The following is a 23,818-nucleotide window of genomic DNA, read 5'->3' as shown; positions in this document are numbered from 1 at the left end:
GACTTCGCGTGAATCGGGTGCGAATGAACCCCCTCCTTATTCCTTTCAACTCAATGGGTTCAAGTCTCGTGCGCGTGATCATTCTAGCCGCCGGCCAGGGCAAGCGGCTCCTGCCGCTGACCGCCGAAGTCCCGAAGGCTCTGCTCGACATAGGGGGCAAGGCCCTCATCGAGCGCCAGATCGAGGCCTTCGCCGCCTGTGGCATCAAGGACTTCGTGGTGGTGACGGGTTATGCCTCCGCGCTGATGGAAGACAAGCTGCACGCCATTGCGGCGCGCTATGGGGTGACGGCGAAATGCGTCTACAACCCGTTCTATCAGGTGGCCGACAACCTCGCGAGCTGCTGGTTGGCGCGGAGCGAAATGAATGGCGACTTCATCCAGGTGAACGGCGACAATGTCTTCCGCAGCGATCTGGTCGAACGGCTCCTCGCCGCCCCCGAAAAGCCGGTGAGCGTCGCCATCAACGTCAAGCAGGCCTATGACGCCGACGACATGAAGGTGATGATGGACCGCGGCCGCCTCACCGAAGTGGGCAAGACCCTGCCGGTCGATGCAGTGAATGCCGAGGCGATCGGCTTCTATGTCTTCCGCGCCGATGGCGTGAAGGCCTATCGCGAAGAGCTTGAACTCGCCTTGCGCGACCCGCAGGGGCTCAAGCGCTGGTTCCCCTCTGCAGTGGGCTCGCTGGCGAAGAAGGTGACGGTCTCGACCATTGAATGCACCGGTCTGCGCTGGGCTGAAGTGGATTTCCCTGCCGACCTCACGCACGCCCGGGCGCTGGTTGCAGGCTGGGATCAGGCCTGAACCTTCCGTGCACGGATGATCTTCTCCGCAAGGGCGTGATCTTCCGGCTTGTCGACATCAATCGCTGCCTCGGCGAAAGGCAGCAGCACCGGGGCGATTTTGATGCCGACGCGGCGCGAGGCTTCGGCGAAGGCCTTGTGCAGTGACAGCCTGCCCGCCATGAACGAGAGCAACGGCCCGATGCCGAAGGCCGCCACCAGCTTCCAAGGCTTCTTGCGGTTCTTCTCGATCTCCGACCACGTATCGAAAAGGGCAATGCCCCTGGGCGAGGAGACGGCGAAAAGATTGCAGCCCGACACCCGGTCGCGGCCAAGCGTGAAGAAGGTCCTCTTGGTATCCGGATAGGCGGCGAGAATGGTCTCGGCGGTGGCAAGGCCTACGCAGAAATCAGCACCGCTCTGCATGGCCTGGGCGCAGAAGTTCGACACCATCTCGCGGGTGAGCAGGGCATGGTCCCCCGTCGTTACCAGCACCGGATAGGAACCGGTCGCGAGAACGGCAGCCTTGGCCGAGGCCGGCGCGGAGCGTTCTGCCGGAATCATCCGCGTCTTTTGCGCATAGGGACCTGCTGCGGCAGTGCCCGCAGAGGCGTCATCGATGGCGATGCAGACGGGAAGCGCCATGCCTGCGCCCTCAAGTGCGGCCAGCACCCGTTGCAGCATGGGCACGCCCGCCACCGGCAGCCCGCACTTGTGGGCGATGCCGAAGGCCTTGGCCATGGGATCGTCCGGACCGCGGCCCGCGGCCAGAACCACCGCGTGCCATTTCGGAAGAAAGCTCACAGGTCTTTCTCGTAGACCCGGTACGTCTTGTAGGGCACGCCGCCCAGTTCCTCGATGATGTGGCGCATGCGCATGTTGTCCTCGAGGATCCACGACATCTCGGCGGACTTGGTACCCCGCGAGATGTGGTAATTGCGGATGGTGTCGATGGCGAGCACTGCCAGCGCGGAGCCGAGGATGCCATCCTGGAACTTCTGGCGCACGCCAAGGAGCGGCATGCGGATGGACTGGGGCCGCTTGGAAATGACTTCCTTGGCGAGCTTGAGCCAGTTGAAGGGCAGGAGCCGGCCGTTGAAGCCGTCGATCCATTCGTTGAGGTTGGGCAGCGTCACTGCCATGGCGGCATTCTCGCCCTTGTAGGTGACGATGGCGACGTATTCGCCATGGACCAGCATCTTCAGGTCATTGGCAAGCTTTTCCAACTCGGCCGAAGTGAAGGGCACGTAATCCCAGTTCGCCGACCAGGCATCGTTGAAGATGTCCATGACGATGTTGATGTCTCGCTTGATGTTCTTCTTGTCGAGTGGCCGGATCATGATGTCGCCGGAGGCCATGGCCCGTTTTGCCACGCGGTTGAGCAGCGGGGGCAGGGGCCCGAGGTCGTCGGTGTAATAGGCGATCAGGTCCTTCGCTTTGCGGAAGCCGCTCCCTTCCACCAGGGCGTTGTAGTAGGGAAGCGCGTGCCCCATCATCATGTTGGGCTTGCGCTCGAAGCCATTTACGAGAAGGCCGATCTCGTCGTTGATCGAGAAGTTGTAGGGGCCGCGCACCCTGCCGAAGCGGCGTGACTTCAGCCAGTTCTCCGCTGCGGTGAACAGCGCCTTTGCGACGGCCGGATCGTTCTCGCTTTCGAAGAAGCCGAACTGCCCGGTGTTGTCCTTGTGGTGTTCGAGGCGCAGGCGGTCATGCTGGGCGGAGATGCGGCCCACCGGCTTGCCGTTGCGGTAGGCTACGAAGAGCTGCACATCGGCATGCTGGAAATAGGGGTTCTTCTTCGGGTTCAGGTGCTCGAGGCGCTCGAAGTAGAGGGGCGCCACCCAGTTGGGGTCTTCGCGGTAGAGCGGGAAGGGAACATTGAGGAAATCCAGCGTGCCCGCCTTGTCCTTCACTTCCCTGACGATCAGGTCGGTCATTTTTTCGAACCTCGCGCTCCGTCCGCCTTTACCTTGGTCTCGTCCCTGGTGACGTTCGGACGGGTGGTCAGGGTGACCCTCCCGCCGAGGAAAGTGTACTGCACATCGGCAATGCGCGTCCATGCCGGCCTGTGCGTGATGGCGATGATGGTGTAGCGTCCGCGAAGTCCGGCGATATTGTCGACAATGGCCGCTTCCGTCTCGGGGTCGAGAGCGCTCGTCACCTCGTCGAGGATGAGGATTTCCGGCCGACGGACAAGGGCGCGGGCGAGCGAGATGCGCTGCCGCTGCCCGCCCGAGAGCTTGCCGCCATATTCGCCCACGTCGGTATCGAGCCCCTGCGGAAGAGATGCGATGAAGTCGCCGGCACCGGCAAGCTGCAGGGCTTCGTGGATCTGTTGGTCGGTGATGCCGGGTTCGGAGAGCGAGATATTCTCGCGGATGGTGTCGTGGAAGAGCGCCAGCTCCTGCGGCACATAGCCGATGGTGTGGCGGAAGGCGGTGATATCGGTTTCCGCAAGCGGCTGCTGGCCGATGCGGATCACACCTTTCTGTGGCGTGTGGAGGCCGATGAGAAGATCGATCAGGGTGGTCTTCCCGGCGCCTGATGGCCCCTGCAGGACCGTGATCCTGCTTTCCGGGATGGTGAGGGAAACGTCAATGAGGATCTGCTTGTCGCCGTGGTTGAAGCTCACGTGATCGAAGGTGAAATCCTGCCGCGAGGGGGGAGACAAGGTACCGGTCCGTATTTCTCGCTGGGCTTCGGCATCGCGTATCATTTCCTGGGTTCGAACGTAGGACGCCTCGACTTGGATGGCGCCCTGCATCTGCTTCAGGAACTTCGAAATGTAGCTGATGACCTGCAGAAAAAGGACTCCGACGACGATCAATTCCTGAATTGCAATGTCCGCTACCTCGACTGCGAACCAAGCTGCACCAGCGATGATAAAGACCATCAGGAGGTCGATACCGTAGTTCAGCCCGAACTTGGTCAGGAACTGGACATACAGCGCCCGGCGCAAGCGCCTGACAAGAGCGCCCAAACTCTCGATCATCTGATCATAGCGATGCATTGCCTTCAACGACTTGATGTTCTGCACCATGTCGATCATGTCGGACGTGAGCAGGGCCGTGCGGTCAGATTGTTTATAGCCCATGCGTTTGGTTATCTTGATAAGTCGCTGAGAGGCGATACCGATGATCAAGCCGCCCGCGATTGACAGTACGGCAACACGCCAGTTGATCGTGAAAGCAACAATCGCATAGACCACGATCTGAATCAGGTTTGTCGCCGCCAAGGCCGCAAGATTGTATGCGTCGCCGGAGCGCGTGGCGTCGTTGCTGATGATACTGGCGATACGGCCGCTGCTTTGTTCGGCATAGTAGCTCCAGCGTGCCTCGAAGACGGCCTTGATGAGGCGACGGCGCAGATTGTTGGCGACCTTTGCTCCGGTGATGCCTGCATAGGTCATAGCTCCGAAGAGCAGGATGGCGCGCAGGGAGAGAAGCGTGACGCTGAGAAGCAGCAGCGTCTGAAAATCGGGCGTGAGGTTAAATGCTTCGAGCACGCTTCTGAGCCCCCGCTCGAACATCGACGGGTTCTGCCCCGTCGAGTTCAGCAGCGTGCTGAGGGCCGGCAGCAAGGTGCCGATGCCCACCGCTTCGAGCGAGCCGCCGATCAGCAGGCAGAGAAGGACAAGGAACGGCTTTGTGTCGTCTGCTTTGAAGAAAATCTGAAAGATTTGCCGCATGAGGCAGGAGAATCCGGTCTGGACGATTTGTTCGGGCTCTCCCATAAGGCCATGGCAAGCGAGACTCAACATGAATGCACGGCACGTCTTTTTCGGGATTTTTCACCGCACGCTCGGGCGAAAATACCTGCGCTGGAAGCGCAGCCTGACGCTTGGCGCGCGCGTCGCCGTGATCGACGGACAGGGCCAGTTCCTGCTGGTGAAGCAGAGCTATGCGCCGGGCTGGCTCTTTCCCGGGGGCGGGGTGGAGTTCGGCGAAACCTGCGAGGAAGCGGCACTGCGTGAGCTGCATGAGGAGGCCGAGGTGACGCCCACCGGGCCGCTCAGCCTGCACGGGGTCTTTTCCAACCACAGCGCCTTTCCGGGGGATCACCTGGTGATCTACACCTTGCGGGAGTTCACCTGGAACGGCTTCCGCCCCACGAGCGAAATCCTCGAGGCCCGCTTCTTCGCCCCCCATGCCCTGCCGGAGGACACCACCGGCTCGACTAGGCGGCGCATCGCGGAAATCCGGGGCGAGGCACCCCTGTCGCTCGAATGGTAAATGTCGCTCGAATGGTAAAATCTTGACGGAGCGGCCATCCGCCGCTATGCGCGCCCCATGACATTGAGCCGGACATACGCCCGAAGCCTGCGACGAGGATCCCCGGTCCTCCCCGCCTTCCGCTGACTCCCGCCCCGTTGTGACCGGGGCAGGGCGTTCCTGCACTCCTGTTTCCGGTAATTCCATGACCACAGCTTTCACGCCTGAAGCGGCCACGCCCGCTGACCAGCTCGCCATCGAAGACCTGCTCGACCTTGCCTTCGGCCTCTCCCGGCGCACCAAGACGAGCTACCGCCTGCGCGAGGGCAACACTGCCGTCGAGGGCCTGTCCATGGTGGTCCGCGATCCGGAGCTCGGCATTGCCGGCACCATCAGTTACTGGCCGCTGCGGATCGGCGAGGCCGGCACCAAGGCGCTGCTCCTCGGCCCCATCGCCATTCATCCCCAGCGGCAGAACCAGGGGATCGGTCTTTCGCTCATGCGCACCACTCTCGCCAAGGCCGCGGCCCAAGGCCATGCGCTGGTCATTCTGGTGGGGGATGCGCCCTATTATGCGCGGGTGGGCTTCATGAAGATTCCGGATGGCCAGATGCTGCTGCCGGGTCCGGTCGATCCCAAGCGCTTCCTTTTCCTCGAACTCAGGGCAGGGGCGCTCTCGGCAGCGCATGGACTTGTCCTGCCGGAGAACCGCTACCACGAGCAGCAGCGCCTCGCGCAGACGGGTTAACGTCCTTCGCGGTACCACATGAAGGAGAGGCCGGCGAGCAGCACGGCAAGGCTCAGCAGTGTCGAGAACAGCGGCGTCTCGCGCACGGCCAGCACGCGGAACTGCTGGTTGTCGGTGAGCGCCATCCAGCCCGAGCCGCTGGCGAGCGCACCCACATTGGCCTTGCTGAGACGGGGCATGCCGTCCTCAAGCCAGGCAATGCTGCCGCCGGTGGACGCGGCCACGGGCTGCATCAACGCGCCGGTGGCGCGCACGTCGGCGAATTCCTTCTGGTCGGCGGTGCCCGTCACGGCGAAGGCGGTGAGTGTTCCGTCCTTGAGGACGTAGAGACCGGTTTCAGCGGCGGGGATGGCGGCGGTGAACACACCCGGCCGGCCCTGCTTCATCGGAACCTGCGACACCTTGCCGGAAGGCGTGGTGACCTCCACCGGGTTTGCCGCATCGGCGAGCGTCTGCCGCTCGATCACGAGATTGCGGCCATCCTGATGGGCCCGCAGCGCCTCTTCCTCGAGGTCGGGCTCTTTCATCAGCCAGTGCGAGATGCGGCGCAGCAGTTCCAGCTGCGGGCCGCCGCCTTCGAAGCCGCGGGCCCAGAGCCAGCCCTGGTCCGAGAGGAATTGCGCCACCCGCCCGTTGTCCACCCGGGCAAGGGCGAGAAGCGGCTTGCTGCCGGGCCCGGACATCAGCTCCTGCGCATTGTTCTGGGTGGAGGTGTCGATGAGGCGGAACCAGCGGCCCCATTTGGGTTCGTCTGGTGCATCGCCGGGAAGGCCGCGGCTCACGGGATGACGCTCGCCCAGCAACGTCACCTGCGGCTTGAACGGCTCCTGCGTCACCTCGCCGGTCGGGATCGCAGCCAGCACATCGGCCAGCGGCGTTGAAGCAAGGCCGTCGCCGCTCGCGAAATCCGGCCCGGATGACACCAGCACCGCGCCACCCTTCCGCACATAGTCGGCGACATTGGCGAGATAGGAGTCAGGCAGGATCGACTGGCGCTGATAGCGGTCGAAGATAACGAGGTCGAACTGGTCGAGCTTCTCGAGGAAGAGTTCGCGCGTCGGGAAGGCGATGAGCGAAAGCTCCTTGGTGGGCGTGCCGTCCTGCTTTTCGGGCGGGCGCAGAATGGTGAAGTGCACGAGATCGACCGAGGCATCGGCCTTCAGCATGTTGCGCCAGGTGCGCTCTCCCGGATGAGGCTCGCCGGAAATGAGCAGCACGCGGAGGCGGTCGCGGATGCCGTCGATCACCGCCATGGCGCGGTTGTTCACGGTGGTGATTTCGCCTGGCCGTTCGGCAGCGGAGATTTCGACGATGTTCTGCCCGGCGCGGTCGATGGGAACGACAATCGCTTGCGTTTCGTTGGGGGCGACGGCGGTGTTCTGCACGTCGCCGTTGGGCAGGCGGATGGCGATGTCGACAGGATCGGTACCCGCCGGCGTCTCGCTCACCCGGAAGCGCACCTCATGGGATTGGCCGGTGATGGCGAAGCGTGGCGCCTGCTCGATCACCACGCGGCGGTCGATCTCGGACTTGCTGCCGGAGAGCAGCGTATGGATGGGTCCCTTCAGCTTGCCGATGTCGGCAGCGCCGGGCACGTCGTGGATCTGCCCATCGCTGATGATGATGGCGCCGGCATAGCGGTCGGGCGGAATGTCGGCGGTGATGCGCGAAAGCGCGGCTAAGACGCGGGTGCCGTCCGTATCGGGCGTGGTGCCGGTGACGGTGCGGCCAACGCGAAGCTCGGTGTTGCCGAGCGCCGCCACCCGCTGGCGCAGCTCCTCGAGGGCCTTGTCGGTCTGGGCCTGGCGCTGGCCGAAGCCCTGGCTGTCGCTGTCATCGACAACGACTGCGGCGATGTCGGAAAGCTTCTCGCGCTCATCCTGCGCAAGCTGCGGATTGGCGAGCGCGCCGAGCAGCAGCACGAGCGTCAGGGCGCGCAGCAACGCACCACGCATCCGGCCATAGAGCATCGCGCCCACGGCAAGCGCACCCACGGCGGCGATGAGCCAGAACAGCGGCCACGGCACGTAGGGCAGGAACGAGAGTGTCCAGCTTCCCACTTGCAGCGTCATTGGCCCAGCCTTTCGAGAAGGGCCGGCACGTGCACCTGATCGGCCTTGTAATTGCCGGTGAGGGCATACATCACGATGTTGATGCCGGTGCGGAAGGCGAATTCACGCTGGCGGTCGGTTCCGGGAACAACGGCATAGAGCGCATCGCCATTGTCATCGAGGGCCCAGGCGGCGGCATAGTCATTGGAGCCGATGATGATCGAGGAGACACCGTCGGCGGTGCCGGGATCCATGTTGGCTTCGCCAAGTGCGGATTCCACCCACAGCGCGCCGCCCTGATAGCGGCCGGGGAATTCATTGAGCAGGTAGAAGCTGCGGGTGAGAACATGCTTGTCGGGCACCGGCTCGAGCGGTGGCACGTCCAGCTTGCTCAGGATGCGCTTCAGCGCATCGCTTGCCGTTCCGGTGTCGATGCCGCCGTTGCGGAGATCGAAGAAGATGGTGCCGCCGTTCTTCATGTAGGCGGCAAGCTTGTCGCGCTCGGCATCGGAGGGTGACTGGGCAGAGTCGAGCACCGGCCAGTAGAGCAGGGGATAGACGTTCAGTTCGTCGCTGGCGATGGAGACGGCCTGCGGCTCGGCAAGCCGCGCCGAGGTGCGGTCCGAGAGGATGAGGGTGAGGCCCTTGAGGCCCTGATCGCTGACGCGGTCGGCCTCTTCATCGCCCGTCTTCACATAGGCAAGGCGCGGCTCCAGTGCGGCCTGGATGGCGGCATCCTGCATGGCATCCTGCGCCAATGCGGGCGGCGGAGCGGGCAGGGCGAGGAGGGCAAAGGCAAGCACAAGCGGAGCGGCACGCAGGCGCGAGAGGCCGCCACCGATCCACACCGTGGCGATGCAATCGAGCAGGAACAGCAGAAGGGCCGCGAGTGCCAGCGGCGCGACGAGGCTCGTCTTCGCCTGCGGCACATAGGCCGAGACTGTGGCGCTGCCCACCTGCTGCGGGAGGGGTGCGAAGTCGGAGACGGCGAGTGTGTGGTTCAACGCCTGCTCGCGGCCACCACGGGCATAGAGGCCTGGCGGATGCTGTTCCGAGACCTTCACCTTGTCGATCTCGGCGGCGGCGATGGGCTGTGCTGTGCCATCGGGCGAAACGAGGTCGCCTTCGCCCGTCATCACCAAGCGGGGCGCGAAGGCAGCAGGCGCATCGGCGCCTGCGGCGGCGACGGCCTGTGTCGGATCGAGGCCGGCCACGCGGCTCATCATCTCGACGAAGAGACCGGAGAGCGGCAGGTTCGACCAGTTGGCGTTGGCGGTGACGTGGAAGAGCACGACGAGGCCCTTGCCCTTCGTCTCGGCCGTCACAAGCGGCGTACCGTCGGCGAGGCTGGCCCAGGTCTTTGCTGCGAGGTCGCTGTCGGGTTCGGCGAGCACCTGGCGCGTCACGGTGATGCGCGGGTCGATGGTGAGGCCGGCAAAGGGCGAGGTGCGCGGGAATTCCTGCAACGTCTGCGGCGTCTCCCAGGAGAGGGCGCTGCCCAGCGTGCGGTCGCCTTCGCGCAGGCGCACGGGGATCAAATCGTCATGGCCCGCGGCCAGGCGGGGGCCAGCGAAGCGGAGGAGAATGCCGCCCTTGTCCACCCAGTCGGTGATCTTGGGGAGGATCTCGTCAGGGATCGTTCCCACGTCGGCGAGCACAAGCATAGAAAGCCCCGCGTCGATCAGGTCGGAGATGTCGCGGGGCGAGGCGGGCGTGAAGAGTTCGGCATAGGGTTCGAGGCCGCGCGAGACATAGTGCAGCGGCGAGAGGAGCGGCTGCGCCTGCTCGCTCGACTCCGCTGCAACGAGCGCGATGGTGCGGCGGCGCCAGCGGTCGTCCAGCAGCTGTCGCGCGGCGGCGTGGGTCTCGCCCGTCAGCATGATCGACTGGATGTCGTTGCGAAGCGCCGTCGGCAGGGTGAAGCGCGCGGTCACAGCCTTGCCGGGTGCAAGCGTCACCGGTACATCAAGCAGCGTGCGGCCGTTGCTGGCCTTCACCGCCAGCGAGGCGGCCCCTGCGGGATGCGTGTCCGGCGTCAGCACGTCGATGGCGATCTCGCTCTTCTCCAGCTTGGCGGGGCCGAGCCCGACAGGAAGTTTGTTCGCTTCAGGAGCGATCACGCGGAGCGGCGCTTGCGGCAGCAGGCTGCCCAGTCCCTCGGCGAAGCTCTTGCCGCTGCCTGCATCCAGCCCGTCCGACAGCCAGAGAATACTTTTCGTGTCGGCAAGCTTGGCAGTCTTCAGCTTCTCCAGCAGCGCCATGCGATCGGTGCCGAGCGGCGAAGGCTGGAGAACGCGGGCCCGGTCCTGAACGGTACGGGCCGCCTGTGCAGCGATGTCGGTGGCCTGCGGGCGTGGCCCCGTTCCGGCGAAGACCACGGCCTCGTCCTTGTTCTGCGCATCCTCAAGCACATCGGCGAGAATGCGCCGCGTCTCGCTCCAGTTCTGCGCGCCTGCCCAGCCGTCATCGACGATGATCAGGCGCTGGCCGGCGGGCAGGCCGCCCGTGCCCGGCGGCTGCAGGAAGGGCTGCGCCACGAGGAAGATCACCAGTGCCGCAAGCAGCATGCGGAGGATCAGAAGCCAGAGCGGCGTCTTGTCCGGCGTTTCCTCCTGGCGCGGCAGATCGAGCAGAATGCGCACCGGCGGAAAGGCTTGCGGCCGCGGTCTGGGCGGCGTGAAGCGAAGGAGCCACCACAGCACCGGCAGCGCCAGCAGCCCGTAGAGGGCGAGCGGTGTCGCAAAGCCAAGGGATTGCAGCAAGGCGCTCATGCCGTGCCCCGCACGCCGTGGCGGTTCTCGGCACCGCTCACGCGGAGATGCAGCGGCAGCAGAACCGAGGCTGGGGTTTCGTCGGTGCGATGAAGCGTGAAGCTCCAGCCGAGGCCGCGCGCCAGTTGCCGCAAGCCATCACGGTGGGCGAGATAGGCGGCACGGTAATCGTCGCGGAGAGACTCGGTCTTCTTGGCGAGATACTTGAGCGGCGCATCAAGCCCGAGGAATTCGATGCGGCCGTCATAGGGCAGCGTTTCTTCTGCCGGGTCGGCGAGCTGCACGATGTGGCCGGTCACGCCCGCAGCGGCGATGGCGGAGAGCTTGCTCCGGATTTCGTCCAGCGGCTCGAGGAAATCCGAGATCAGCACCGCGGTGGCGCGGCGTTGTTGCGCTCCGGCGGAGGGCAGGCCTTCGCCATGCTCACCGCCCACCCATTCGGCAACGCGGAGCAGCGCAAGGCGGCCATAGCCCGGCGCGCGGGGAGAGCCGAGCGCACCGATCCGCTCATGGGCGCGCGACGCAAGACTTGCGAGTGCCAGCGTCAGCAAGCGCGCCCGGTCGATCTTGCTCTCGGGCGCAAGGTGCGAACGGAAGTTCATGCGCGGGCCGGTGTTGCACCAGACCCAGAGGGTGTTGGCGCTTTCCCACTCGTTCTCACGGATGAACACGCGATCCGACTGCGCCGACTTGTGCCAGTCGATGCGCTGGGTGGAGTCGCCCGAGCCATAGGGCCGGTATTGCCAGAAGGTTTCTCCCGGGCCCGCAGCACGGCGGCCATGCACACCGAGGATCACCGTGGCGGCAATCTTCTCGGCCCGCACCAGCATGGGCGGCAGGGCAAGGCTCGCACCTTCGCCCTGCTGGGCAAGGCGGTGCGTCTGGGGGGAGGCTTGCGCCATCAGGCGAGCAGACCCTTCAGGTGGGTGATGACGTCGCCCACGGTCTTGCCGTCGGCGCGGGCGCTGAAGTTGAGGGCCATGCGGTGCTTGAAGACGGGTTCGAGAAGATCGGCCACATCCTCGACCGACGGCGAGAGGCGGCCATCGATGAGGGCCTTGGCGCGGGCGCCAAGCATCAGCGCCTGGCTGGCGCGGGGCGAGGGGCCCCAGGCCATGCAGTCGTTCACCATCTGGCTCGCCTCAGGACCCGGGCGGGCGGCGCGCACCACGCGCAGGATGGCATCGGCCACCTGTTCACCCACGGGAATGGTGCGGGCGAAGCGCTGTGCCTGCATCAGTTCGGCAGCGCTCATCGCATTTGCGGGCGGGGCTTCATCGACGCCAGTGGTCGAGAACAACATGCGGCGCTCGGCTTCGAGCGGAGGATAGGTGATGTCGATCTGCATGATGAAGCGGTCAAGCTGCGCTTCGGGCAGCGGGTAGGTGCCTTCCTGTTCGATCGGGTTCTGTGTGGCGAGCACGTGGAAGGGCTGCGGCAAGTCATGGCGCATGCCGGCCACCGTCACGTGATGCTCCTGCATCGCCTGCAAGAGCGCCGACTGGGTGCGCGGCGAGGCGCGGTTGATTTCGTCCGCCATCAGCAGCTGGCAGAACACGGGACCCGGCACGAAGCGGAAGGACTTCTGGCCGCGCTCGTTCTCCTCCAGCACCTCGGAGCCGAGGATGTCGGCGGGCATCAGGTCGGGTGTGAACTGCACGCGCTTCTCGTCGAGGCCGAGCACGCGGCCGAGTGCGGACGCGAGCTTGGTCTTGGCCAGGCCGGGGGCGCCGACGATCAGGCCATGGCCGCCCGCCACGATGGTGGTGAGGCAGAGGTCGATCACCTGCTCCTGCCCGAAGATCACCTGTTTCAGGGCAGCCCGGGCTTTCCCGAGCTGGGCGCTCGCCACTTCGAGGTTCTGGATTGCTTGCTTTCCGGCGTCGTTGATGCTGGCCATGTCTTCCACTATCTCTGGTGTGAGCTTTTTTCGGCTTATCCGTCCGTCTGGATTTGTCTTTCCTGTCACAGGATGGCGCAAAAGAGGCGGGGCGGAACCGATTCTGATGATCCTGGTGAATGATGGCCGCAAGCCGTGATGCAAGCAACCCCTTGGCGGGGTTAAAAGATATACAGGCTGCGGGTTCCCGCCTGCCGCCCGTGCACCTGTGGAACCCGCCGTTCTGCGGCGATATCGACATGCGGATCGCCCGTGACGGCACGTGGTACTACATGAACTCGCCGATCGGGCGAAAACCCCTCTACACCTTGTTTTCCAGTGTCTTGCGCAAGGATGGCGAGAAGTACTTCCTGGTGACGCCGGTGGAGAAATGCGGGATCAGCGTCGAGGATGCGCCCTTCACCGCAATCCGCATGGAGGTCACGGGTGAGGGCCGATCACAGGAAATCACCTTTGAGACAAATTGCGATGACGTGGTGACGGTGAATGCCGAACACCCCTTGCGCTTTGCCGATGAAGAGGGAACGGGCGGCCTCAAGCCCTATGTGCTGGTGCGCGCCAATCTCGAGGCGCTGGTGGTGCGGTCGCTGTTCTACGATCTCGTCGCCTGCGGTGTCGAAGAGGATGGGTGGTTCGGCGTTTGGTCGTCTGGCACCTTCTTCCCGATGAAGCGCGCCAGTGAAATCGGATTGATGGAATGAGCGCGCCCTACAGCCGCAGCGACGTGCTCGACCGTGCCACGCGCAACCTGCTCACGTCGCCGCCGCCCTCGTGGGATGCAAGCGACGACGACATGAACGTGAAGGCGCGGATGATCCCCGACGGGATCAAGCCGAAGCATGCCGCGGTGCTGGTGGGCCTCATCAGCCACGGCGATGCCTTCAGCGTGCTGCTCACCCAGCGCACCGCGCATCTCTCGAAACATGCGGGACAGATCGCCTTTCCTGGCGGCAGGCTCGATGACGGCGAGACGCCGCTTGCCGCGGCGCTGCGCGAAACCTACGAGGAGACGGGAATCGAACCGTCCTTCGTGGAGCCGCTCGGCTATCTCGATGGCTACCTCACGGTGACGGGTTATCTCGTCAACCCCGTGGTGGCGCTGCTGAAGGACGGCTACACCCTGTCGCCGCACGACAAGGAGGTAGCGGACATCTTCGAGGTGCCGCTCGCCTTCCTGCTCACCGAGAAGAACCGCGAGACCCATACGCGCGAATGGCAGGGCCTGACGCGGCGCTACTATGCCTATCCCTTCGGCGAGCGGTACATCTGGGGCGCGACGGCTGGCATGATCAAGAATTTGGGAGACAGGCTCTATGGCAACGCGCCGCACAGCGCCTGAACTTCCCTCGCTGGCGAACGCCGCGTGGCTCAAGGACGAGCGCCTGCAGAGCGTGCTCGCCGTGCTGAACGCCGATGGCGGCGAAGGGCGCGTCGCAGGCGGCGCCGTGCGCAATGCGCTGCTGGGCTTGCCCGTGGCCGACATCGACATCGCCACCACACTGCCGCCCGATGAGGTGACGGCGCGCTGCAAGGCCAAGGGGCTTGCGGTTCATCCCACCGGCTTCGAGCACGGCACGGTGACGGTGGTCACGCACCGGATGCCGTTCGAGGTGACCACGCTCCGCCGCGATGTGACCACGGATGGCCGCCGCGCCACTGTCGCCTTCACCGGTGACTGGGCGGAGGACGCCTCGCGCCGCGACTTCACCATCAACGCCATGTACTGCGACGCGTCGGGTAAAGTGTATGACTTTACAGACGGTTACAAGGACATCCAGAAGCGGCGCGTGAGGTTCGTCGGACTGCCGTCGCGGCGCATCAAGGAGGACTATCTCCGCATCCTCCGCTTCTTCCGCTTTCATGCCGCCTATGGCGCGGGCGCGGCCGACCGGGACGGACTTGCCGCCTGCGTGCGTCTGCGGAAGGGTCTCACCTCGCTCTCGGCGGAACGCATCCGGCAGGAGCTGATGAAGCTTCTCGTAGCGCCGCGGGCGGTGGACGTGCTGAAGCTGATGGCGAAAGCGAAGATCCTGCCACTGATCCTCGATGCCGCGCCCAATTGGCGGGTGATCGGACGCCTGCCGCCCGATGCCGTGCTGCGGCTGGCAGCACTGGCAAAACATCCGGCCGGGCTGCGCGATCGCCTGCGCCTGTCGAACGAGGAGGCACGCCGCCTTGAGGCCATCGTCGAAGCGCCGTCGCTCTCGCCGGAGCTGCGCGATCCCGAACGTCACCGCATCCTCTATCACCTCGGACCTCAGGCCTGGCGTGATGCTGCACTCTTGTCCTTTGCCCAATCCCGGGCCGCAGCCGATGATCCGGCATGGGCGGACCTTGCCGATCTTCCCGCCCACTGGCCACTGCCCAAATTCCCGGTGACGGGGCGCGATCTCTTGGCGGTTGGCTTCACGCCCGGCCCCGCCATGGGAGAGGCCTTGCGCAAGCTCGAGGATTGGTGGATTGCCTCGGACTTCAAACCCACGCGCGAGGAGCTACTCCTCCGCGCCAAACCCTGACGAGCGGAGAGACGACGATGCCGGCACCATTCCTGATGACGACGAAAGGCAAGGGCGCGCCCAAGGTGGAAAAGGGCAAGCCTGATCCCGCCAAGCTGCTCAAGGGCAAATATCTCACCCAGACGTGGAACCACTGGGAGGGCGAGAACAACCGGCTCTATTGCGGCATCTGGGAGTCGACACCGGGCAAGGTGGAGTGCGAATACACCGAGTGGGAGTTCTGCCACATCATCTCGGGCGAGGTGATCCTCACCGAAGAAGGCAAGAAGAAGGGCCACCGCTTCAAAAAGGGCGACGGTTTCATCATTCCGCCGGGCTTCAAGGGCACCTGGGAAACCGTGAAGAAGGTGAGGAAGCACTACGTGATCCTCCTTGCCGGAAAGAACGCGTGACCGAGACCATCCTCATCACCGGTGCGGCGAAGCGGATCGGGCGGCAACTGGCGCTCGATCTCGCGGCGGCGGGCCACGACATCGTCATCCACTGCAACACCTCGCGCGATGCTGCCGAAGAGGTGGCGGGCGAAATCCGCACGCGCGGCCGCAAGGCCTTCATCGTCACGGGCGATCTCTCGCGGCCGGAAGTGCCGGAGCGTTTGATGGCCGATGCGGTTGCGGGCGCAGGGCCGATCACCGTGCTCATCAACAACGCCTCGGTGTTCGAGCCGGACGACGTGGGCGAGATCACGCTCGAGAGCTGGACCGAACACCTCGACACCAACCTCCGCGCGCCCATCATGCTGTCGCAGGCCTTCGGGCGGCAGTTGCCGAAGGACCGCCACGGCAACATCATCAACGTCATCGACCAGCGGGTGTGGAAGCTCAATCCGCGCTTCTTCTCCTACACCATGTCGAAGACGGGCCTGTGGACTGCAACCCGGACGCTCGCGCAGGCGCTGGCGCCCCGCATCCGCGTGAACGCCATCGGGCCGGGTCCGGCGCTGCCCAGCGTGCGCATGGACCAGGCGGAGTTCGACAAGCAGGCGCGGCTGACGCTTCTGGGCCGCGGCACGTCGCCCCGGGAAATCTCCGAGGCGGCAAAATTCATACTCTCTCAGCCGGCCCTCACGGGCCAGATGATCGCACTCGACGGCGGCCAGCATCTCGTCTGGCAGACGCCCGACGTGGTGGACGTTCAGGAGTAACTGCGTCATGTCCAAGAAGCCGATGATTTCGCACCATGTGGCCAGCGCCTCGGCGCGGCTGCGCCACGTATTCGTGCGCGACCTTCAGCTCGAAGCCCTGATCGGCATCTACGAAAAGGAGAAGCTCGCGCCGCAGAAGATCATCGTCAACATCGACCTCTCGGTGACGGAGGGTTCGGGCGATGACGACATCAGCCACGTCGTCTCCTACGAGATCGTGGTGAAGAAGGTGGAGGCGATCATCGCCGCCGGCCACATCAACCTCGTCGAAACGCTGTGCGAGAAGATTGCTGAAAGCTGCCTGCGCGACCACCGTGTGATGGCCGCACGGGTGCGCGTGGAAAAGCCCGACATCATTCCGAATGCCCGCAGCGTGGGCGTGGAGATCGAGCGGACGCGCTAGATCCTCGTAACTACCGGATCATGTAGACCTTGCGGATCGTCTCGTGCACGCGGCAGGTGCCCTTCCAGTCCTGAGGGAAGAAGGCGACGGTGCCGGGGACGATCTCGATCACTTCGCCGCTCTCATGCGTGTAGGTGCAGCGCCCGAGCAGGAAGTGGCAGAACTCGTCACGCGTCACGTGGCAGTTCCAGAAGCCCGGGGTGCAGATCCAGATGCCGGTTTCGCTTTCGCCATTCGGCCCCTTGTGCAGCACGAGGCCCGAGGTGCGGCTTTCGCCTTCGATCATGGTGGGGATCACGCCCCAATCCTTGAACGGGCCGGGATAGGTCTCGGGGTGGACGAGATGGGGAGCGGAAGACTTGAGCTTGAGCGTCACGGGAAATATCCTCTTGTCAGGTAAAGGTCTCAGCGCAGCATGTAGACGTTGCGCATGGTTTCATGAACGGTGCAGACACCCTTCCAGCCTGCCTTGAAGAGCACGACCGTGCCGGGCACGATCTCGATCACTTCGCCGCTGTCGTGGGTATAGGTGGCGCGGCCGGAGACGAAGTGGCACAGCTCGTCGCGCGGAATTTCCAGCGGCCAGGTGCCGGGCGTGCATTGCCACAGGCCCACTTCCGGCTCGTTGTTCGGACCCTTGAAGAGCAGGACGCCATCGGACTTGGAGTTGCCGGCAATCGGGTTCGGCTGGTGCCCCCAATCCTTCAGCGGCCCGGCATAGGTGGCCGGCCCTTCGAGGTGGGGAGCAGACGAGGTGAGGTTGGTCGGCATGGAATGGTTTCCGCGGCTCGGGTCTGGCGCTTCTATATGATCTCGCAGCCTCTTTCGCCATCGCAAAGATGCTGCCAGCAACTGTCACATTCAGATGCTTTGAAGGGCTCCGGAAACAGGAGTGATTCAGATGACCTTCAACGCCTCCGCCAAGCCCTGCGGCACACCGCGCAATTTCAATACCCTGTTCGGACGCATCGGAGAGTGGATGCGACACCGCCGCGACACCCGCCGGCTCGAGAGCCTGAGCGACGAGCAACTGAAGGACATCGGCGTTTCGCGCGCCCAGATCGAAGCCCTCGTCAGGCGGAGTGTTTCTCCGTTCTGACGGGGGACGCTTTTCCTCACGCGATCTTGCGCTTCAGCAGGCCGTCGATCACCTTGGCGGCCTTGGTGGGACCGTGCTTGGCGCGCATCGCCTTCGACGTCTTCTTCAGCTTGGCCTTCATCTTCTTGTCGGTGAGCATGGCGTTCACCTTCGCGGCCATTTCCTCGTCGGTCCAGTTGTAGCGGTCCAGCTTGAAGCCGTGGCCGGTTTCCTGCACGCGGGTGGCGTTGTCATGGCCATCCCAGACATAGGGCATGATGATCGCGGGCTTGCCGAAATAGAGGCACTCCGTGAAGCTGTTGTTGCCGCCGTGATGGATGACCGCATCCATCTTCGGAATGACCGAGGGCTGGGGGAACCACTTGTCGATGATCACGTTGGGCGGAATGTCGCTGTACTGGTCCATGTAGTCGCCGACATTGACAAGCGCGCGGACCGGCATCTTGCCGAGCACGCCGATCAGGCGCTTCAGCAGATCCGTGTCGCCGGACCCCAGCGAGCCGAAGCTCACATACAGCAGCGGCTTGTCGTTGTTGGCCTGGAAGGTGGGCACAGTGTAGGGCGCTTCCTTGCGCACGCAGCCTTCAAGATACTGGAACTGCTTGGGCGAGAGCTTGTGGCGGCGCTTGAACTTCACCGCACTCGGATAAAGCAGGATGTTCATGTGCGGGCTCGCCTCGAAGAACTGCCCGATAGGGTAGGGCTTCTCGCCCACGGACTTCAGGAAAGCGTTGAAGTTGTCGTGGATGGGCTTGATCACCTCGTTGAAATGCTTGCGATAGGCGGCGTGGCCCTTCTTGTCCTTTTCGCCGCAGCCCGAGAGGTGAGGCGGAATGTCCGGATCCTCGATCTCGTTCTCGGAACACGAGATGACGCGCACCCAGGGCTTCTTGTTCTGCTTGGCGTAGCGCTTGATCGCCGGGAAAAGGATGACGTTGTCGACGCAGACCACATCCGGCTTCACCTGGTCGAGAACGCCGGGCAGATCCTTCTCCGCCCACTTGGCGGTTTCGACGATCATCTCCCAGCAGCCCTTCACGTAGTTGTCGATCTGGTCGTAGGGGCTCTTGCGGAAATTGGGGATGTGGCCGTTTATGAAGTCGACCCAGAACTTGGCCATCTCCTCGGGCGGCAGCGGCTCGGAGAGGTTCACCGGGTGTGCCTCGAAGCCGTAACCCTTGTAGACGTCGAGGAAGCCGGGGTCGGAGAGAAACACCACCTTGTGGCCCAGCTTCTCCAGGGCCTGGCCGATACCCACGGAATTGAGGGCAGGCCCGAAGGCCGCTTCCGGGAAGAGGGCAATCACCTTCTTCTGCTTCGCCTTTGCGGACTTCTTCACGGCCTTCTTCGCCGTCTTCTTGGCGGCGGTCTTCTTGACCGCCTTCTTCTTTGCAGTGGCTTTAGCCATCGTTTGCCTCCTCGAAAATGGTGGATTTACATGCCCGGAACCTGGCCCTTGTTCAAGCGCTGGGCGGTGAACAGGGCGACGAATGCGATGCCCATGACGATCGTCGCCATGGCGTTGATCTCGGGCGTCACGCCGAAGCGGATCATGGAATAGATCTGCATCGGAAGCGTAGTGGATGATTGACCCGCACCCGCGGTGAAATAGGCAATGATGAATTCATCGACCGAAAGCGTGAAGGCGAGAAGGGCTGCGGCCACCACCGACGGCAGGATGAGCGGGAAGGTGATGTGCCAGAAGGTCTGCTGCGCCCCGGCGCCGAGATCGCGCGACACTTCGGTGAGCGACCAGTCGAAGCTCTTGAGTCGCGCCCGCACCACCGCCGTCACGAAGGCGATGTTGAAGACTACATGCGCCATGATGATCGAGTGCAGCCCGAGCGAGAACTTGAGCAGGGTGAAGAACGAGAGCAGCGCAATCGCCAGAACGATGTCGGGGATGATCATGGGCGCGAAGAGCAGGGCCTCGCGGGCGGCCGAGGGTTTGGCCCGCTCCACGCCGAGTGCGAGTGCCGTGCCGATGGCGGTGGCGATGAGGGTGGAGATCAGTGCCACCACGAGGGAGTTGAAGGCCGCCTGCTGGATCTTCGGGTTGGCGAAGAGCTTGCCGTACCATTCCAGCGAGAAGCCGCCCCAGGCCGTGGGCAGCCCCGCCTTGTTGAAGGACAGGATCATCAGCACCAGGATGGGCAGATAGAGGAAGGCATAGGTGAGGCCGAGATGCAGCCTGTGCCAGCGGCTCATGACCGTTCTCCGATGGCGCGGCGCGAGAGCAAGGCCTGCGCGAAAAGCAGCACCAGCATGATGATGATGAGCCCGGCGGAGAGCGTGGCACCGAAGGGCCAGTCGCGGGCGCTCAGGAACTGGTCATAGATGAGGTTGCCCGCCATCTGGAACTTGCCGCCGCCCAGAAGGTCGGGCGTGATGAAGTTGCCGATGGAGAGCACGAAGACGAAGACCGCGCCTGCTGCCACGCCCGGTGCCGTGAGCGGCAGCGTGATCCGCCAGTATGTGGTGGCTGCGGTGGCACCGAGGTCACGCGAGGCTTCGGCATAGCTCGGGTCAAGCCGCTGGAGGGCGGCGAAGATCGCCAGCACCACGAAGGGCGTGTAGTTGTAGACAAGCCCGAGGATCACCGCGAACTCGTTGTAGAGGAGGGGCAAGGGCCCCAGCCCCACGGAGGCGAGTGCGGTGTTCACCAGCCCCGCCGGATTGAGCAGCACGATCCAGGCATAGGTGCGGATGAGATAGTTGGTCCAGAAGGGCAGGATGGCGAGGAAGAGGAGCCCCGTCTGCCAGCGCTCCGGCGCCTTGGAGATGGCATAAGCGGCCGGATATCCTACCAGCAGCGCGATGAGCGTGGACAGCCCCGCAATGCGGAAGGAGTCCCACAGGATCACCGCATAGAGGGGATCGAAGGCGCGCCGGATGTTCTCCAGCGTCATGGCGCTCCAGTCGATGCCGCCATAGATGCCGCGCTCGAAGAAGATGAGCCCGAAGATCAACAGGCAGGGCAGCACCATGAGCGCCAGGAGCCACAGCAGGCCCGGCAGCATCAACAGGAAAGAGGCGCGTGATGGGGTCATCGACGCGCCTCACCGAGAGGTCGAGGGCTCACTTCGCCGCCATGATTTCCGAAACGGTCTTGGAGAAGGCCTTCATGCCGTCACCGAGGTCGCGGAGCTGTTCGAACTTGAGCAGGTCGGCAGGCGCAATCGCCATGTTGGGATACTGCTTCAGCATGGCGGGATCGATCGCGTCCATCGCCGCCTTGTTGGGCGACTTGTACATGATGTTCTCGACCATCCACTTGCCGTTCTCGGCATTCATGATGAAGTCGATGAACTTCGCTGCACCCTCCGGATTGGCGGCGGCCTTGGTGATCACCATGGTGTCGACCCAGAGGTCGGAGCCTTCCTTGGGGATCACGTACTTGATCTCCGGCTTCTCGGCGATGCCGTAGTTGCACCAGCCGTCCCAGGCTTCCACCATCGAGGCCTCGCCCGAAACAAGCTTGGAATAGAAAGTTGTATCATCATAGGCGAGCAGCGTCTTCTTGGTGGCGATCAGCTGGTCGCGGGCCTTGTCCAGCGCGGCCTGGTCGGTGGTGTTGACCGACTGGCCGGCAAGCAGGAAGGCGGGCGCCATCAGCCAGCGGTCGGTGGCCAGCATGGTCGTCTTGCCCTTCAGGTCATCGGCGGGCGTGAGCAGATTGGCCCAGCTGTCCGGTGCGGTCTTCACCAGATCGGAGCGGTAGCAGAGCCCTGTCGTGCCCCAGGTGTAGGGCACCGAGAAGGTGTTGCCCGGATCATGCTTGAGCTGGGTGGCTTCCGGATAGAGGTTCTTGAGATTGGGAATCTTGGCGGGATCGATGGGGGCCAGCAGGCCCATCTTGTTCAGCGCCTCGGCGAAGGGCGACGAGACGAACAGCACGTCATAACCCTGGCCGCCCGAGGCCGTGACCTTGCCCATGATCTCTTCGTTGGTGGCGTGCACCGAGACTTCGAGGTCGATTCCCGTTGCCGCCTTGAACTTCTCGGCGATGTCCTTGGGCATGTAGCCGTCCCAGTTGGACACGACGATCTTCTCGGCCAGGGCTGCAGTGGCCGAAACCGCCAGCATGGCGGCCGCTGCCAGACCCTTGACGAGCGTTGAAATGCGCATGGTTCGTTCTCCCTGAGGTTTTGTTATTGCTTGAAACCTAACAGGGTTTTTGGGCGGGCGTGAAGGGGGCATTTGATGTCGTGTTGCTGCCATTGTCCGGCGCGGGAAAGGCCCTAAATTCAAGCCATGTCCGAATCCGAAGACACCACCGGCCCGATCCTGCCCGCCGAGGGCACGGACGGGAAACTGACCGGCCCTGACCTGATCCGTGATTTCACCACCCGCCTGCCCGGCAGGCCGGGGGTGTACCGCATGTACGATGCCAAGGGGAACGTGCTCTATGTCGGCAAGGCGCGGAACCTGAAGAACCGCGTCTCCAACTATGCGCGCGGGCAGGGGCACAACAACCGCATCGCGCTGATGATCTCGCTCACCGCCCACATGGAGTTCGTGACCACCGCGAGCGAGGCAGAGGCGCTGCTGCTGGAATCGAACCTGATCAAGAAGCTGAAGCCCCGCTTCAACGTCATCCTGCGCGACGACAAGAGCTTCCCCTACATCCTCATCGCCAAGGACCATGCGGTGCCGCAACTCGCCAAGCACCGCGGCGCCCGCAACAGGAAGGGCAGCTACTTCGGCCCCTTCGCCTCGGCCAATGCCGTGAACCAGGCGATTAATACGCTGCAGAAGGCCTTCCTCATCCGCACCTGCTCGGACTCGACCTACGAGAACCGCACGCGGCCCTGCCTGCTGTTCCAGATCAAGCGCTGCTCGGCGCCCTGCGTGAATTACGTGACGCCGGAAGACTACGCGGCGCTGGTCGATCAGGCGGAGACCTTCCTCTCCAAGGGCGGCGGACCGGTGAAGGCCGAACTCGCCCAGAAGATGGAGGAGGCATCCAACATCCTCGATTTCGAAACGGCGGCGCGTTACCGCGACCGCATCCAGGCCATGAGCTTCGTCACGCAAAGCCAGGGCATCAACCCGCAAGGGGTGGACGAGGCGGATGTCTTCGCCCTCGCCCAGGAAGGCGGGCAGACCTGCGTGCAGGTGTTCTTCTTCCGCTCCGGCCAGAACTGGGGCAACCGCGCCTATTTCCCGCGCACCGACAAGTATGCCAGCGAGGGCGAGATCTTCGCCGCCTTCCTCGGCCAGTTCTACGACGACAAGCCGCTGCCGCCGCTCATCCTGCTCTCGCACGACGTGGAAGAGCGCGAGCTTCTGGAAGAGGCCTTCACCAGCCATGCCGGACACAAGGTCGAGATCCTCGTGCCGCAACGGGGTGAAAAGAAATCGCTCGTCGACCACGCCGTCACCAATGCCCGGGAGGCGAACGGCCGCAAGCTCGCCGAAACCTCCACCCAGTCGAAACTGCTGGAAGGTGTGGCCAAGGTCTTCGGGCTGGAGGCACCGCCGCGGCGCATCGAGGTCTACGACAACTCCCACATCCAGGGGGCGGAGGCGGTGGGCGGCATGATCGTGGCCGGGCCCGAGGGCTTCATGAAGTCGCAATACCGCAAGTTCAACATCCGGCAGACGGACGTGGCCGGAGACGATTTCGGAATGATGCGCGAGGTTCTCACCCGGCGGTTCGCCCGCCTGCTGAAGGAAACGGGCGAAGGCGTGGAGGACAGCGCCACCGAGACGCCGCAGTGGCCGGACCTCGTACTGATCGACGGTGGCCAGGGACAGCTTTCGGCGGCCCGAGCGGTGCTGGAGGAACTGGGCATCCACAACGTGCCACTGGCGGGTGTGGCCAAGGGCCCGGACCGGGATGCAGGCCGTGAACATTTCTACCAGAACGGGCGCCAGAGTTTCATGCTGGAAGCCCGCGACCCGGTTCTCTACTACATCCAGCGCCTGCGGGACGAAGCCCACCGCTTCGCCATCGGCACCCACCGGGCGAGACGCTCCCGGGCCATCGGCCAGAACCCCCTGGACGAGATTCCGGGCATCGGCCCCACGCGCAAGAAGGCCTTGCTCCAAAGCTTTGGATCGGCGAAAGCAGTTGGTAAGGCAAATGTGGCTGATTTGGCGGCTGTGGACGGGGTCAGCCGGCAGCTGGCCCAGGCCATCTTTGACCACTTCCACCCCGACTCGAAGTAAGGGTGGGCCGGTCCCGA

At 64.1% G+C, this 23,818-nt stretch carries 24 protein-coding genes; 11 read left to right on the top strand and 13 right to left on the bottom strand.

From position 1 onward, the window contains the following. Nucleotides 1-74 precede the first annotated feature (74 nt). Nucleotides 75-806, top strand: coding sequence for a sugar phosphate nucleotidyltransferase (locus QM801_RS09725; protein ID WP_415019005.1), 732 nt, complete (start codon nt 75-77; stop codon nt 804-806). On the opposite strand, the gene QM801_RS09720 is transcribed toward QM801_RS09725, so the two are convergent. From QM801_RS09720 to QM801_RS09710, 3 genes are read right to left on the bottom strand one after another with little or no spacing between them, the layout of a single operon-like run. Next, nucleotides 797-1,588: an NTP transferase domain-containing protein gene (locus tag QM801_RS09720; RefSeq protein WP_415019004.1), complete on the bottom strand. Its 792-nt coding sequence runs from the start codon at nt 1,586-1,588 to the stop codon at nt 797-799. The two genes, QM801_RS09725 and QM801_RS09720, sit on opposite strands and share 10 nt — an antisense overlap. Further along, nucleotides 1,585-2,721 carry a dATP pyrophosphohydrolase gene (locus tag QM801_RS09715; RefSeq protein ID WP_415019003.1) on the bottom strand — a complete coding sequence of 379 codons (1,137 nt, stop codon included), beginning with the start codon at nt 2,719-2,721 and terminating at the stop codon, nt 1,585-1,587. The genes QM801_RS09720 and QM801_RS09715 overlap by 4 nt, the downstream gene beginning before the upstream one ends. Then, complete coding sequence (locus QM801_RS09710) at nt 2,718-4,472, bottom strand: ABC transporter ATP-binding protein (RefSeq protein WP_415019002.1); 1,755 nt, start codon at nt 4,470-4,472, stop codon at nt 2,718-2,720. Before QM801_RS09710 ends, QM801_RS09715 begins: the two co-directional genes overlap by 4 nt. Nucleotides 4,473-4,542: 70 nt before the next feature. Between QM801_RS09710 and QM801_RS09705 the strand changes: the two genes are divergently transcribed. Both QM801_RS09705 and QM801_RS09700 read left to right on the top strand, forming a co-directional pair. After that, nucleotides 4,543-5,016, top strand: coding sequence for an NUDIX domain-containing protein (locus QM801_RS09705; RefSeq protein ID WP_415019001.1), 474 nt, complete (start codon nt 4,543-4,545; stop codon nt 5,014-5,016). Between the two features lie 184 nt (nt 5,017-5,200). Next, the gene (locus tag QM801_RS09700) at nt 5,201-5,743 is read left to right on the top strand and encodes a GNAT family N-acetyltransferase (protein WP_415019000.1); all 543 of its coding nucleotides are present in this window, start codon (nt 5,201-5,203) and stop codon (nt 5,741-5,743) included. Here the strand turns inward: QM801_RS09700 and QM801_RS09695 are convergent. Genes QM801_RS09695 through QM801_RS09680 form a run of 4 tightly spaced genes read right to left on the bottom strand, consistent with a single transcriptional unit; the run spans nt 5,740 to nt 12,465 of the window. Continuing rightward, a complete protein-coding gene (locus QM801_RS09695) occupies nt 5,740-7,815 on the bottom strand; it encodes a hypothetical protein (protein WP_415018999.1) in 2,076 nt (691 codons plus the stop codon). The genes QM801_RS09700 and QM801_RS09695 overlap by 4 nt on opposite strands. Next, entirely contained in the window at nt 7,812-10,565 is a 2,754-nt protein-coding gene (locus QM801_RS09690) for a DUF4159 domain-containing protein (protein ID WP_415018998.1), read from the bottom strand. The genes QM801_RS09695 and QM801_RS09690 overlap by 4 nt, the downstream gene beginning before the upstream one ends. After that, nucleotides 10,562-11,467 (bottom strand): DUF58 domain-containing protein, encoded by a 906-nt coding sequence (locus QM801_RS09685; protein ID WP_415018997.1) that lies wholly within the window; start codon nt 11,465-11,467, stop codon nt 10,562-10,564. Before QM801_RS09685 ends, QM801_RS09690 begins: the two co-directional genes overlap by 4 nt. Continuing rightward, nucleotides 11,467-12,465, bottom strand: coding sequence for an AAA family ATPase (locus QM801_RS09680; RefSeq protein ID WP_415018996.1), 999 nt, complete (start codon nt 12,463-12,465; stop codon nt 11,467-11,469). Before QM801_RS09680 ends, QM801_RS09685 begins: the two co-directional genes overlap by 1 nt. A gap of 122 nt (nt 12,466-12,587) precedes the next feature. Between QM801_RS09680 and QM801_RS09675 the strand changes: the two genes are divergently transcribed. Genes QM801_RS09675 through folB form a run of 6 tightly spaced genes read left to right on the top strand, consistent with a single transcriptional unit; the run spans nt 12,588 to nt 16,528 of the window. Continuing rightward, nucleotides 12,588-13,166 (top strand): DUF1285 domain-containing protein, encoded by a 579-nt coding sequence (locus QM801_RS09675; RefSeq protein ID WP_415020912.1) that lies wholly within the window; start codon nt 12,588-12,590, stop codon nt 13,164-13,166. After that, nucleotides 13,163-13,804, top strand: coding sequence for an NUDIX hydrolase (locus tag QM801_RS09670; RefSeq protein WP_415018995.1), 642 nt, complete (start codon nt 13,163-13,165; stop codon nt 13,802-13,804). The genes QM801_RS09675 and QM801_RS09670 overlap by 4 nt, the downstream gene beginning before the upstream one ends. After that, on the top strand, nt 13,779-14,981 hold the full coding sequence (locus QM801_RS09665; protein WP_415018994.1) for a CCA tRNA nucleotidyltransferase: 1,203 nt from the start codon (nt 13,779-13,781) through the stop codon (nt 14,979-14,981). Before QM801_RS09670 ends, QM801_RS09665 begins: the two co-directional genes overlap by 26 nt. A gap of 17 nt (nt 14,982-14,998) precedes the next feature. Beyond that, nucleotides 14,999-15,373 carry a cupin domain-containing protein gene (locus tag QM801_RS09660; protein WP_415018993.1) on the top strand — a complete coding sequence of 125 codons (375 nt, stop codon included), beginning with the start codon at nt 14,999-15,001 and terminating at the stop codon, nt 15,371-15,373. Next, nucleotides 15,370-16,125 (top strand): SDR family oxidoreductase, encoded by a 756-nt coding sequence (locus tag QM801_RS09655; RefSeq protein ID WP_415018992.1) that lies wholly within the window; start codon nt 15,370-15,372, stop codon nt 16,123-16,125. Before QM801_RS09660 ends, QM801_RS09655 begins: the two co-directional genes overlap by 4 nt. Nucleotides 16,126-16,132: 7 nt before the next feature. Continuing rightward, nucleotides 16,133-16,528, top strand: coding sequence for a dihydroneopterin aldolase (folB, locus tag QM801_RS09650; protein WP_415018991.1), 396 nt, complete (start codon nt 16,133-16,135; stop codon nt 16,526-16,528). A 10-nt stretch (nt 16,529-16,538) separates the two neighbouring features. On the opposite strand, the gene QM801_RS09645 is transcribed toward folB, so the two are convergent. Together QM801_RS09645 and QM801_RS09640 are read right to left on the bottom strand one after the other, a co-directional pair. After that, nucleotides 16,539-16,814: a cupin domain-containing protein gene (locus QM801_RS09645; RefSeq protein WP_415020911.1), complete on the bottom strand. Its 276-nt coding sequence runs from the start codon at nt 16,812-16,814 to the stop codon at nt 16,539-16,541. Nucleotides 16,815-16,933: 119 nt separating this feature from the next. Continuing rightward, entirely contained in the window at nt 16,934-17,299 is a 366-nt protein-coding gene (locus QM801_RS09640) for a cupin domain-containing protein (RefSeq protein WP_415018990.1), read from the bottom strand. 130 nt (nt 17,300-17,429) lie between these two features. Here QM801_RS09640 and QM801_RS09635 point away from each other — a divergent pair, with 130 nt between their 5' ends. After that, nucleotides 17,430-17,627, top strand: a complete 198-nt coding sequence (locus QM801_RS09635) for a DUF1127 domain-containing protein (RefSeq protein WP_415018989.1) — start codon at nt 17,430-17,432, stop codon at nt 17,625-17,627. 16 nt (nt 17,628-17,643) lie between these two features. On the opposite strand, the gene QM801_RS09630 is transcribed toward QM801_RS09635, so the two are convergent. Genes QM801_RS09630 through QM801_RS09615 form a run of 4 tightly spaced genes read right to left on the bottom strand, consistent with a single transcriptional unit; the run spans nt 17,644 to nt 21,755 of the window. Further along, nucleotides 17,644-19,035: a glycosyltransferase gene (locus QM801_RS09630; protein ID WP_415018988.1), complete on the bottom strand. Its 1,392-nt coding sequence runs from the start codon at nt 19,033-19,035 to the stop codon at nt 17,644-17,646. Between the two features lie 26 nt (nt 19,036-19,061). Beyond that, nucleotides 19,062-19,835 carry an ABC transporter permease gene (locus QM801_RS09625; protein ID WP_415018987.1) on the bottom strand — a complete coding sequence of 258 codons (774 nt, stop codon included), beginning with the start codon at nt 19,833-19,835 and terminating at the stop codon, nt 19,062-19,064. Then, a complete protein-coding gene (locus QM801_RS09620) occupies nt 19,832-20,677 on the bottom strand; it encodes an ABC transporter permease (RefSeq protein WP_415018986.1) in 846 nt (281 codons plus the stop codon). The genes QM801_RS09625 and QM801_RS09620 overlap by 4 nt, the downstream gene beginning before the upstream one ends. A 28-nt stretch (nt 20,678-20,705) precedes the next feature. Then, complete coding sequence (locus QM801_RS09615) at nt 20,706-21,755, bottom strand: spermidine/putrescine ABC transporter substrate-binding protein (protein ID WP_415018985.1); 1,050 nt, start codon at nt 21,753-21,755, stop codon at nt 20,706-20,708. A gap of 126 nt (nt 21,756-21,881) precedes the next feature. Between QM801_RS09615 and uvrC the strand changes: the two genes are divergently transcribed. Then, nucleotides 21,882-23,801 carry an excinuclease ABC subunit UvrC gene (uvrC, locus tag QM801_RS09610; RefSeq protein WP_415018984.1) on the top strand — a complete coding sequence of 640 codons (1,920 nt, stop codon included), beginning with the start codon at nt 21,882-21,884 and terminating at the stop codon, nt 23,799-23,801. The last annotated feature ends 17 nt before the right edge of the window (nt 23,802-23,818 follow it).

It is taken from the genome of Aestuariivirga sp., from assembly GCF_047600585.1.
GTDB lineage: Bacteria > Pseudomonadota > Alphaproteobacteria > Rhizobiales > Aestuariivirgaceae > Aestuariivirga.
This window is presented reverse-complemented; position numbering and strand designations above follow the sequence as displayed.

Excerpts from the sequence above, each read along its gene's own strand:
- QM801_RS09715 (WP_415019003.1), bottom strand. The coding sequence starts at position 2,721 with ATGACCGACCTGATCGTCAGGGAAGTGAAGGACAAGGCGGGCACGCTG.
- QM801_RS09710 (WP_415019002.1), bottom strand. The coding sequence starts at position 4,472 with ATGCGGCAAATCTTTCAGATTTTCTTCAAAGCAGACGACACAAAGCCG.
- QM801_RS09705 (WP_415019001.1), top strand. The coding sequence starts at position 4,543 with ATGAATGCACGGCACGTCTTTTTCGGGATTTTTCACCGCACGCTCGGG.
- QM801_RS09700 (WP_415019000.1), top strand. The coding sequence starts at position 5,201 with ATGACCACAGCTTTCACGCCTGAAGCGGCCACGCCCGCTGACCAGCTC.
- QM801_RS09695 (WP_415018999.1), bottom strand. The coding sequence starts at position 7,815 with ATGACGCTGCAAGTGGGAAGCTGGACACTCTCGTTCCTGCCCTACGTG.
- QM801_RS09690 (WP_415018998.1), bottom strand. The coding sequence starts at position 10,565 with ATGAGCGCCTTGCTGCAATCCCTTGGCTTTGCGACACCGCTCGCCCTC.
- QM801_RS09685 (WP_415018997.1), bottom strand. The coding sequence starts at position 11,467 with ATGGCGCAAGCCTCCCCCCAGACGCACCGCCTTGCCCAGCAGGGCGAA.
- QM801_RS09680 (WP_415018996.1), bottom strand. The coding sequence starts at position 12,465 with ATGGCCAGCATCAACGACGCCGGAAAGCAAGCAATCCAGAACCTCGAA.
- QM801_RS09675 (WP_415020912.1), top strand. The coding sequence starts at position 12,588 with ATGGCCGCAAGCCGTGATGCAAGCAACCCCTTGGCGGGGTTAAAAGAT.
- QM801_RS09670 (WP_415018995.1), top strand. The coding sequence starts at position 13,163 with ATGAGCGCGCCCTACAGCCGCAGCGACGTGCTCGACCGTGCCACGCGC.
- QM801_RS09665 (WP_415018994.1), top strand. The coding sequence starts at position 13,779 with ATGGCAACGCGCCGCACAGCGCCTGAACTTCCCTCGCTGGCGAACGCC.
- QM801_RS09660 (WP_415018993.1), top strand. The coding sequence starts at position 14,999 with ATGCCGGCACCATTCCTGATGACGACGAAAGGCAAGGGCGCGCCCAAG.
- folB (WP_415018991.1), top strand. The coding sequence starts at position 16,133 with ATGTCCAAGAAGCCGATGATTTCGCACCATGTGGCCAGCGCCTCGGCG.
- QM801_RS09645 (WP_415020911.1), bottom strand. The coding sequence starts at position 16,814 with ATGATCGAAGGCGAAAGCCGCACCTCGGGCCTCGTGCTGCACAAGGGG.
- QM801_RS09640 (WP_415018990.1), bottom strand. The coding sequence starts at position 17,299 with ATGCCGACCAACCTCACCTCGTCTGCTCCCCACCTCGAAGGGCCGGCC.
- QM801_RS09635 (WP_415018989.1), top strand. The coding sequence starts at position 17,430 with ATGACCTTCAACGCCTCCGCCAAGCCCTGCGGCACACCGCGCAATTTC.
- QM801_RS09630 (WP_415018988.1), bottom strand. The coding sequence starts at position 19,035 with ATGGCTAAAGCCACTGCAAAGAAGAAGGCGGTCAAGAAGACCGCCGCC.
- QM801_RS09625 (WP_415018987.1), bottom strand. The coding sequence starts at position 19,835 with ATGAGCCGCTGGCACAGGCTGCATCTCGGCCTCACCTATGCCTTCCTC.
- QM801_RS09620 (WP_415018986.1), bottom strand. The coding sequence starts at position 20,677 with ATGACCCCATCACGCGCCTCTTTCCTGTTGATGCTGCCGGGCCTGCTG.
- QM801_RS09615 (WP_415018985.1), bottom strand. The coding sequence starts at position 21,755 with ATGCGCATTTCAACGCTCGTCAAGGGTCTGGCAGCGGCCGCCATGCTG.
- uvrC (WP_415018984.1), top strand. The coding sequence starts at position 21,882 with ATGTCCGAATCCGAAGACACCACCGGCCCGATCCTGCCCGCCGAGGGC.